7 protein-coding genes and 1 other annotated feature are annotated in these 9439 nt (G+C 29.5%); of the genes, 1 reads left to right on the top strand and 6 read right to left on the bottom strand.

The window, feature by feature from the left end:
• On the bottom strand, nucleotides 1-1389 hold a 1389-nt coding region (locus ACI3VO_RS16540), incomplete at its 3' end, for a BglG family transcription antiterminator (protein ID WP_439758967.1).
• 174 nt (nucleotides 1390-1563) lie between these two features.
• Between ACI3VO_RS16540 and ACI3VO_RS16535 the strand changes: the two genes are divergently transcribed.
• Nucleotides 1564-2388, top strand: coding sequence for a MerR family transcriptional regulator (locus ACI3VO_RS16535; protein ID WP_439758966.1), 825 nt, complete (start codon nucleotides 1564-1566; stop codon nucleotides 2386-2388).
• Nucleotides 2389-2453: 65 nt separating this feature from the next.
• Here the strand turns inward: ACI3VO_RS16535 and ACI3VO_RS16530 are convergent, their stop codons facing one another.
• From ACI3VO_RS16530 to ACI3VO_RS16510, 5 genes are all read right to left on the bottom strand, one after another.
• Nucleotides 2454-3743, bottom strand: coding sequence for a bifunctional folylpolyglutamate synthase/dihydrofolate synthase (locus ACI3VO_RS16530; protein ID WP_439758965.1), 1290 nt, complete (start codon nucleotides 3741-3743; stop codon nucleotides 2454-2456).
• 203 nt (nucleotides 3744-3946) lie between these two features.
• A complete protein-coding gene (locus ACI3VO_RS16525) occupies nucleotides 3947-4687 on the bottom strand; it encodes a M15 family metallopeptidase (RefSeq protein ID WP_439758964.1) in 741 nt (246 codons plus the stop codon).
• Between the two features lie 247 nt (nucleotides 4688-4934).
• Nucleotides 4935-7604: a valine--tRNA ligase gene (locus ACI3VO_RS16520; RefSeq protein WP_439758963.1), complete on the bottom strand. Its 2670-nt coding sequence runs from the start codon at nucleotides 7602-7604 to the stop codon at nucleotides 4935-4937.
• Nucleotides 7605-7727: 123 nt separating this feature from the next.
• Nucleotides 7728-7951: a binding site (T-box leader), on the bottom strand.
• Between the two features lie 116 nt (nucleotides 7952-8067).
• Nucleotides 8068-8724, bottom strand: a complete 657-nt coding sequence (gene phoU / locus ACI3VO_RS16515; RefSeq protein ID WP_439758962.1) for a phosphate signaling complex protein PhoU — start codon at nucleotides 8722-8724, stop codon at nucleotides 8068-8070.
• Between the two features lie 202 nt (nucleotides 8725-8926).
• Nucleotides 8927-9439 (bottom strand): M3 family metallopeptidase (locus ACI3VO_RS16510; RefSeq protein WP_439758961.1); only part of this gene is annotated, 513 nt, incomplete at its 5' end.

Raw genomic sequence — 9439 nt, 5'->3', positions numbered from 1 at the left:
ATATCTGTCATTTTGAATATTAACAGTAGATATTATAAAATCTACATTGTCATTATTAAAATCCCATTGAGTAAATAATTTATCAGCTGCAATAACACCTTTTATATTAAAATCATAATAATTTCTAATCTGTGCCTCTATAAGCTTTCCTGTAGCCATGCTTCCTGGACAAACTATTAATATATCAAGTGGAGATAAATCTGTTCTACTTCTTATTAATGAAGCACATATATGGACTACTATCGATTCCTTTCTCTGTTTATTCAAATCATGTCGCAAATGATTTTCCAATATATACGCGTACTTTTCAACCTCTTTATAAACTTCTTCAAATTCCCTTTTCATACTTCCAGTAACTCTAAAATCTATATCTAGGTCCTTTTCGCTCCAATCTTTCATTGAATTTATATGTTGAACTAACGAATCAACTAAAATAGAATCGCTTACTAGTTCTATGTTTAAATTATTTTCTATACTAGATAAGAATTCTAACAATACCGAAAATAAATCAGTATTTCCTATCTCCTCTAAAACTGGAACAATATCATTTTCCTTTATGTAATTTTCATAAATAATTTTCTCATTTTTATTTATAGAAATATTTATTTCCTGCTCTAAATAATTTATAAAAGCATCCGTATATATACTTAATGATGAATCATTTTCATTGGTATACACATTATTACATCCCTTATCTATCCTATTAATCATTACATAAACATAGATAACATTTTCATAAAAAACATAATCTGTATAAGTGTATTTATATTTTTTCACAAATTTTTTTAATAAATCTACTACATCAGAAACACTATATTTTGTATTTAATTGAGTTAATATAATTCTTTGGAAATACCCCTCTCCAGTTATATTTTTTACAATTTTTCTTAGGAGGTCTATCATCATATATCGTAAATTTTCTTCATTGCATAGTAACTTTATACCTTTACTTCTCTTTGATTGCAATACTATGTTGTATTTAGTTAGTATTTCCTTTATTACTTCTATATCATTTAAAATAGTTACTCTACTTACATAAAATTTATCGGCTATATCAGACATAGTTATAAAATTTTCATCTCGTATAAGCATAAAAATAATAAATATTCGTCTCTCTTCCTTTGAAAATTTATAAGTATAAAAATCCATTTCATCCAAATACTCTTTTATTTTAACTACATCAAAATCCTCAGCTATAATTAAATTTCCATCTTCATTATATTCAATATTACTAAAACCCAATGATTTTAATAATTGATTAATCTCCTTTATATCATTTTGTAGTGTTTTTAAAGTAACATTGTATTTTTTAGATAATTTATCAACGTTATATGCTATTTTATGATTATTCATTATATAGTATAAAATATCTGTACTACGATTTCTCAATGTGCTCACCCCTGAATTTTATAATATAACCAAAGCTTTTCATATTATCCTTATTATAGCAATTATTTAATTTTTATTCTAGTTTCATTTAACATTAGAGTTGACTCTTCCCCTAGGTAAAATATTATACTTTAGATAAATAATATACGATTTACTTTCTGCAGGAGGTGGAAAATGCTATCTATCGGAGAATTTTCAAAAATATGTGGTGTATCACAAAAAACACTTAGATATTACGATGAAATCGGTTTAATAAAGCCAGATGAAATAAACCCAAAGAGTAATTACAGATATTATTCAATCGATCAATTAGAAAAAATGCTGTTTATAATTAGGCTAAAATCCTACAATTTCTCTCTAGATGAAATCAAGGAATTAATCGATTTAGAAAAATACGAACAAGAAGAAGCTTTAATTAAATCTCTAATAAAAAAACGAGATAAAATGGAGGAAAATATAAAGAAAATCGAATACAATATAAATCAAATAGAAAAGGATATTTCCAATTTACAAAATGGCGTTTCAATAATACCTGATCTAAATGATTCAGATATACAACTAGTAGAAACACAAACTCTAAATATAATTTCTATCAGAAAAATATTGACAGAGGACGACTATAAAAATGGATATATGCCTTATTTTAGTAAATTATACGAAAAAATAGCTAAAGAAAACTTAACCTTAATTGGAGAACCAATGGCAATTTACCATAGCCCTGATTACGATCCTCTCCACAACGACACAGAATTTGCACTAGCTGTCGAGGAATATGCAACTGGCACTCGCGATTTTCCTGGTTCATTGTGTGCTAAATCAACTTTAAATGGAAATTATTCTGGCTTAACAGAGATATACGCAAAATTGATGAAATGGATAGAAGAAAACGGATATAAAATAATAGCTCCACCTTATGAGGTTTATTTAAGCGACCCTTATACTACAGATCCAAATGAAAATATAACAGAGGTTTATTTTCCTATTAAGAAAAAAGCATAATTAAAAAAAATCCATCGAGGATATATATTTCCTCGGTGGATTTTATTTCATATTAAAAACTATATCTATTTCACTATACTTCTTATATGTCCTATCATATACAATGAACCTGCTGCGATTATAACTTCATCCTTTTCAGCATGGTCAAGTACATATTTTACAGCATCTTCTATTTTAGGTATAGCTACGACTTCTTTTCCGTATTTTTCTATTTTAGCCTTTAATTCTTCACAGCTTATCGCTCTGTCGCTGTCTGGAGTAGTTGTTACAACCTTTTGGAATTTATCCATTAATAGCTCTAAAACAGAATCTATATCTTTGTCTGCTAGCATTCCTATTAAGAAAGTTAATTTTTGTCCCTTGAAGTTCTTTTCTAGTGCTTTAGTTAATGATCTCGCACCATCTTCATTGTGAGCTCCGTCTATTATAAACACAGGATCGTCTTTGATTTTTTCTATTCTTCCTGGCCATTTAGTATCGTGGAAACCTTTCTTGATAGCTTCGTTGCTTAATTTAACATCTCTTTTATCTCTTATAGATTTTAATACTGTAAGAGCTAAAACAGCATTTAAAACTTGATGATCACCTATTAATTGAATTTCTATATCTTCAAATTTTTCACCGTCGATTACGCAGTCAAATATTTGAGATGATACATCAGATTTTTTAACGTTTATTGAATCAAAATCCACTTCTATATATTCTGAATTTTGTTCTTTGCAGACATCCTTTATAACTTGTGCAGCTTCATCATCTTGTTTGTAAGATACAGTTAATCCATTAGGTTTTATTATACCTGCTTTTTCGTAAGCTATTTTAGCTAGAGTATCGCCTAATACGCCTATATGATCTAAACTTAAAGAAACTATTACACTTGCAAGAGAATTCTTTATAACGTTAGTAGCATCGTATCTACCCCCTAGACCAACTTCCAAAGCTACATAATCAACCTTTTGTTCCCAATAATAGTAAAATGCCATCGCAGTTTCTATTTCGAACTCAGTTGGATAAGCAAATCCCTCTTTGACCATTTGTTCTATTTTATCCTTCATCATTGTTACTATTCTAGCAACATCTTCTTCTGGTATATTTTGTCCATTTATTCTTATTCTTTCTGTGAAAGTTTCTAAGTATGGAGAAGTATAAAGACCTACCTTATATCCTTCTGCTTGTAGTGAATTAGCAATAAATGAGCATACAGAACCCTTTCCATTAGTTCCTGCTACATGGATTATTTTTAATTTTTCTTGTGGATTTCCTAATAACTCAAGTAGTTTAAGTGAGTTTTCAAGTCCTAATCTAATCCCAAACTTATGAGATTGTTCTATGAATTTTAGTGATTCTTGGTAATTCAATTTTTGTATCGTTATTGAAAATATAAATTCTCAATAACTTCTCCTTTCTTGTATTAATATTATATATTGTAACTTACGTCTTATCTTATAATAATTCCGTATATATTACCATATTATATATTATAATATATTTCCAGTCTTTGGACAAAATATAGTGTATATAAATCTACATAAAAATTAATTTTTTCTGATAAAACATTTTCCTAATTATCATGTTTTAAATATTCCTCTAATGTCTCTGAATTCATATAAATTTTCTCAGCTACATCTTTTCCGACGTATCTTATATGCCAAGGCTCATAACTATAGCCTGTAACATCTTCTTTGTTTTCTGGGTAACGAAGTATAAATCCGTATTTATATGCATTATTGGCAAGCCACTGAGCTTCTATACTTGTTTTATCAAAACATCTAGATTGATTAGTTACATCAATAGCTAAACCAGTTTGATGCTCACTTTCACCTGGAGTCGCTACGTATTGATTTGTGTATTCTTGCCCCTTTTCTTTATAATATTTGTTATATATATTCGCCTGTGTTTGATATGATCTATATGCTGATGAGCCTATTAAAGTTATGTTATTTTGCTTTGCATTTCGAAATAATTTCTCTAAATAAATTGCAGCTTCCTGTTTCATGTATCTTTCTTCTTCTACTGAGCTATCCAAAAATACTATATTGGGTTTGACTAGATTTTGGGGCTTATAATCAGAACTTAGTGGATTATCTTTATTTACTAATACCAGATCTTCATCTTGATTCTTATTAAAAGTAGATTTATCATCTGTTAATCCTAAACGATTTTCGATATTTGTTATAAAATCAATACCACCTACAGCTATATCATTTAAAAATGAATTTTTTAGTATATCAATACAAAAAATCACTGCTATAATGACAATAAAAAATTTTATACACTTACTTAATTTTATTTTTCTTTTCATAGTATCATCTCCTTATATATAAGGTTAATCTTGAATTCTTAATTAATTTATAATTAGGCTTTAAATTTCCATAACACAAAACTTAAGATTATTTAAAATTATTTACATTTTTCCAAAATTTATAATACTATTTAAAGATATAAAAAGAGGATGCTCAATATACAAATATATCTCACATCCTCTTCGACCAAGAAATAATTTTAGCCCGTTAGGCCAGTTATTTAAATATAGTATTAAACTAACTCAACTATTTTATTTTAGCTTCTATATTTTCTAATCTTTCTAATACAGATTTAAGCATTTCTTCATATTTTTCTTTTTTAGCTTTTTCTTCGTTAACTAATTTTTCTGGAGCCTTAGATATGAATCCTTGGTTAGATAATTTTCCGTTAACTCTCTTGATTTCGCTTTCTATTTTAGCTTTTTCTTTATTTAATCTATCTAACTCTTTGTTGAAGTCTACTAATTCATCAAGTGGTATAAATATCTTAACTCCATCTATAACAACACTTACTGCATCTTCTGGTATATTGTCTTCGTTCATTTGGATTTGAACTTCTGAAGCAGATGCTAGAGTTACGAAGTAATCTTTACCAGCTTCTATAGCAGGTAATTTTTCTTCAGTTGGTATTATTATAACTTTAGCTTTCTTTGATGGTGGAACATCCATTTCTGCTCTTGCATTTCTTATATTTCTTATACCTTCCATAGTAAGTTCCATTTTAGCTTCTTCTTCAGCCATGTTATCTGATTCTTTGTAGTGTGGCCATTCAGATACCATTATACTTCCTTCTACTGTTGGTAGATAAGTGTATATTTCTTCTGTTATGAATGGCATATATGGGTGTAATAATTTTAAGATTGTTTCTAATACGTAAGTTAATACATATAGAACAGTTTTCTTAGCTTCTACATCATCACTGTATAATCTTGGTTTAACTATTTCTATATACCAGTCACAGAATTCTGACCAAGCGAAGTCGTGAACCTTAGTAGCAGCTACACCTAAATCGAAGTTATCCATATTATCTGTAACTTCTTTAACTACTTTATTAGCTCTAGATATTATCCATTTATCTGCTAATGTGAAGTTAGCTTCTACAGATTCTCTAGTTACACCTTTGATTAATTCTTCATCTATATTCATGAATATAAATCTTGATGCATTCCATAATTTATTTGCAAAGTTTCTAGCTGCTTCAACTCTTTCGAAGTAGAATCTCATGTCGTTTCCTGGAGAGTTTCCTGTGATTAACATGAATCTTAGAGCATCAGCACCGTATTCATCTATTACATCTAGTGGATTTATACCATTTCCTAGAGATTTACTCATTTTTCTACCTTGAGAGTCTCTAACTAATCCATGTATTAAAACATGATGGAATGGAGTTTCATCCATACAGAACATTGCTGAGAATGTCATTCTTACAACCCAGAAGAAGATTATATCGTATCCAGTAACTAATACATCTGTTGGATAATAGTATTTTAATTCTTCTGTATTGTGTGGCCAACCTAATGTTGAGAATGGCCATAAAGCTGAAGAGAACCAAGTATCTAGTACATCTTCATCTTGTTTAAAATGAGTACATCCACATTTTGGACATTTATCTGGAGCTTTAGTTGCAACAACTATTTCGCCACATTCTTGACAATAGTAAGCAGGTATTTGGTGACCCCACCATAATTGTCTAGATATACACCAGTCTCTTATGTTTTCTAGCCATTGTAGATAAGTTCCTGTTCCATATCTTTCTGGTACGAATTTTAAATCTCCATTTTTTAATATATCTATAGCAGGTTTTGCTAATTCATCCATTTTAACGAACCATTGTTCAGATAATCTTGGTTCTACTACTGTATGACATCTATAGCAAGTACCAACAGCATGTTTGTGAGGAACTATTTTTATTAAGAAGCCTTGTTCTTCTAGATCCTTAACAAGCTCTTTTCTACATTCGTATCTATCCATGCCTGCGTATTTTCCACAAAGATCGTTCATAGTACCGTCTTCATTCATTACGTTTATTTGTTCTAAGTTATGTCTTTGTCCAACACCGAAGTCGTTAGGGTCGTGAGCTGGTGTCATTTTAACTATACCAGTTCCAAATTCTTTATCAACATAATCATCTGCAACTATTGGAAGCTCTCTTCCTACTAATGGAAGTATCGCAACCTTACCTACTATGTCTTTGTATCTTTCGTCATCTGGGTTAACAGCTATACCACTATCACCTAGCATTGTTTCAGGTCTAGTTGTAGCTACTTCTAAATATTGGTCGCTGTCTTTTAAGAAATATTTAACATGATAGAAATTACCATCTTGTTCTTCATGTTCTACTTCTGCATCTGATAAAGTAGTTTTACAATCTGGACACCAGTTTATTATTCTGTTTCCTCTGTAGATATGTCCTTGTTCGTATAATTTTACGAAAAATTCTGTTACAGCTTCATTACAACCTTCGTCCATTGTAAATCTTTCTCTATCCCAGTCACAAGAAGAACCTAATTTTTTCATTTGTTCAACTATAACGCCACCGTACTCTTCTTTCCAGTCCATAGCTCTTTTTAGAAATTCTTCTCTTCCTATTTCGTATTTTGTCTTGCCTTCTTCTTTTTTGATTTTTTCAACAACCTTAACTTCAGTTGCTATAGAAGCATGGTCTGTTCCTGGTTGCCATAATGCTTCGTATCCATCCATACGTTTCCATCTAATAAGAACATCTTGTAGAGTATGGTCAAGTGCATGACCCATGTGAAGTTGTCCTGTTATATTAGGTGGAGGTAAAACTATACAGAATGGTTTTTTGTCTGGATTTGGGCTAGATTTGAAATAACCCTTATCAATCCATTCTTGATATAATCTTTGTTCAAAGTCTTTTGGATTATAAGTTTTTGATAAATTTGCTTTTGTCATTTTTGCCTCCTAAATTCTATTACATTGATTTGTAATTTCTCTATTATCTCACTTTTCATTTAAATTTAATCATTATTTGAATTTTTTGAATATATTATAAAATAAAAAAGAGCTTTCCATCCATCTAAGGACGAAAAGCTCGCGTTACCACCTTAATTCTAAGATATACATAAAATACATCTTAGCTCTTAATAAATTTAACGATCTTAACCGTCTAAACCTACTACTATTTCAGCTCAGCGACTCCAAAGCTACCTTCTGCAAATCCTATCTAAAAAAATCTTCCAGCATGTGATTTTTCTCTCTGTTAGCAGTATTTACATACTCCTCTTCTTCTCAGTCTTTACTTATATAATTATATGGATTAATTATTCTTTTATTATATATAATAAACTTTATTTTTGTCAATCCATATTTTTTATTTAATTACTAAAAATTTTAATATGTATGCGTCTAATATCTTCTACCCAATTTCTACCATAGTACCTTTTTTTGCATAAATTATTTTTTCGCAGATATTTGTTATATGATCTCCTATTCTCTCTAAATATCTTCCTACAAATAAAAGTCTGACTCCTTGGTTGATATTATTTTCTGGATCCTTATGCATTACTCTCAAAGAATCCTTTCGAATTGTATAATATAATTCATCCAGTTCTTTGTCCTTTAGCGCAATTTCATATGCCATTTTATCATCCTCTTCTAAAAAGGCTACCATTAAATCTTCAAGCATTTGTGTACACATTTCAGACATTTTTGGTATATCAATCAATTCCTTTATATGCTCATCATTTCCTATGGCAATAGTTTCCTTACATATGTTAACTGCGTAATCTCCTATTCTCTCCAGTTCAGTTGAAATATCAGACAAAACATATATATATCTTAAATCTTTAGTCATAGGGTGTTTTGATGCCATTAATTCTACACTTCTGTCTCTTATGTACTCTCTAAGTAAATCTATATCATCATCGCTTTCAACAACCTTTTTTGCTTGTTCTAAATTTTTAGAAACCATGCTATCAACAGACAATGATACAGCTTCCTTACATCTTACAATCATGCCTGAAGTATATTCTTTTAAAGTCTTTATACTTAAACCTATATCTTCATTTGCCATAATATACCGACTCCTTTGCTTTTGGATTAAAACTTTCATTAAAAATAGATTTTTAATCCTTGACAAGTATTTTTAAATTGTAATAACAATCTATTAATATAATTATAACTTATAATTATGTATTTTTGATATAAAAGTCGCATGTATAGAATAAAATTAACCTACTACATGCGACTTTTTATGGAAAATCAATGATATTCGATTATAATTCTTTTTCTAATTGGTCGACTAATTCTGCAAATACACTTAAAGCTTCATCTACTGATTCTTTTTTATGCATATCTACACCTGCTGCTTTTAGTTGATTTAATGGATAGTCAGAGCCTCCACTCTTTAGAAATTCCTTATATCTAGCAACTGCTGGCTCTCCTTCTTCAAGTATTTGTTTACTTAAAGCACTTGCAGCAGAAAATCCTGTTGCGTATTTATACACATAGAAATTAGTGTAGAAATGTGGAATTCTAGCCCATTCAAGTCCTATTTCTTCATCTACAACACAAGATTTACCGTAGTATTTTTCGTTTAATTTGTAGTATATATCTGTAAATCCTTCTGCTGTCAATGGTTCTCCACCTTCTACTGTTTCGTGAACTATCTTTTCGAACTCAGCAAACATAGTTTGTCTGTATACTGTAGTTCTAAATTGTTCTAAGTAGTAGTTCAATAAGTAGATTTTTTCTTCTTTTGAGTCTGATTTTTTAAGTAAGTAGTTTAT

It is taken from the genome of Intestinibacter sp., assembly GCF_051866655.1.
Classification (GTDB): domain Bacteria; phylum Bacillota; class Clostridia; order Peptostreptococcales; family Peptostreptococcaceae; genus Intestinibacter.
The sequence above is the reverse complement of the archived record's forward strand: the minus strand, read 5'-3'. Positions and strand labels throughout refer to the sequence as shown.

Excerpts from the sequence above, each read along its gene's own strand:
- ACI3VO_RS16535 (WP_439758966.1), top strand. The coding sequence starts at position 1,564 with ATGCTATCTATCGGAGAATTTTCAAAAATATGTGGTGTATCACAAAAA.
- ACI3VO_RS16525 (WP_439758964.1), bottom strand. The coding sequence starts at position 4,687 with ATGAAAAGAAAAATAAAATTAAGTAAGTGTATAAAATTTTTTATTGTC.
- ACI3VO_RS16520 (WP_439758963.1), bottom strand. The coding sequence starts at position 7,604 with ATGACAAAAGCAAATTTATCAAAAACTTATAATCCAAAAGACTTTGAA.
- phoU (WP_439758962.1), bottom strand. The coding sequence starts at position 8,724 with ATGGCAAATGAAGATATAGGTTTAAGTATAAAGACTTTAAAAGAATAT.